This window comes from Xenorhabdus littoralis, assembly GCF_033949345.1.
GTDB classification, from domain to species: domain Bacteria; phylum Pseudomonadota; class Gammaproteobacteria; order Enterobacterales; family Enterobacteriaceae; genus Xenorhabdus; species Xenorhabdus littoralis.
This window is the reverse complement of sequence record NZ_VCDP01000152.1, coordinates 1-1,143: the sequence shown is the minus strand read 5'-3', so window position 1 is coordinate 1,143 and position 1,143 is coordinate 1. Positions and strand designations below refer to the sequence as shown.

2 protein-coding genes are annotated in these 1,143 nt (G+C 43.8%); both read right to left on the bottom strand.

Features of this window, described 5'->3' with window-relative positions:
* A partial coding sequence (locus tag FE394_RS18740; RefSeq protein ID WP_474068188.1) for a phage tail fiber protein occupies window positions 1-338 on the bottom strand: 338 nt, incomplete at its 3' end.
* Between the two features lie 202 nt (window positions 339-540).
* Complete coding sequence (locus FE394_RS19995) at window positions 541-786, bottom strand: hypothetical protein (RefSeq protein ID WP_419836367.1); 246 nt, start codon at window positions 784-786, stop codon at window positions 541-543.
* Between the last annotated feature and the right edge of the window lie 357 nt (window positions 787-1,143).

Below are 1,143 nucleotides of genomic sequence, written 5' to 3'. Positions count from 1 at the left end.
ATGCTGCCGTCCTTATTCACACGGTCATCAATGTAGATGAGTTCCAGTCCGTTGTTGTTCTTCGGGGATGAGATACCGCCATGCACACCCCATGCCCCATCAGCGTTATAGCCGAGGACATTGGCTATCTGATAGTGACCGGTGCCGAGTTTAGTGACTGTTGCGCCTTCCGATTCGTCGTTAGTGGTAAAGGTGCCATCGGGGGAAATTTGGATGATGGGGGAGGATTTTTTGTAAAATCCACTGCCGTCTACGGTGGCGTTTGCCCCCAAAGATAATGCTGTCCCATGACCTGTTGGAAGTTTCAATGAGGAATTGCGCCCACCATCTGTAAGCAAAATAAATCCCCCCTCAGAATCAACGTTAATTCCCACTCGTTTTGAATTATCCGGTCGATAGGCGTTAATTCCGGATATTACCGATAACGCACTGTTTAATGATTGTCCGCTGGTTTGTTTCTTGGATAAAAATTCATCTGTCGCTGCAAATTAGCTCATCACCTGATCAGGAGAATCTCCAGATTTCTGTGCGATTTGGCTCCTATCCAACTTCCCGTCTACCGCCGCCTGCAATGCCCGTATCGATTGCAACGCCACCGTTTGTCCATTCGGCAACGTCACATTCACCACGCCATTTTGTGACATCCACTTGTCCATGTTCTGGAGGAAATTGACAACTGTAGCGGTCAAGCATTTCCGGCCACTCTCCCAATTTTCTGCCCTTTAATCCCATGCTTTTAGGATACTCGGCATAAATAGTGACCTTCCCCGCTTTACTAAAATCCATCCTTAGATAGTTTTCCTTTTCATACTTAGATCGACGTGGTTTACCTAAATGTTTTAATATAACTTTAGCTGCCGTAACACAAATTTTCATGTGTGAGCCAGTATAAGGAGGCTTGCACGCATCCCAACTAGCTACGGCACATAAGTATTCGTCATTTTGGGTGTTTTTAGCGGTTTGTGTTGCTGAATTCATCATTAAAAACTCCGTAATATCATAAAGTTGATAATATAGCTCACACACTACTATATTTTAGACACCAAAAATATGCATGTGTTGCGATTTTGTGTTACGGAGTGTCGTTTTTTAATGTAAAACACACTGTATAAAAACACAAGAACCGGACAATCGTAACGAATA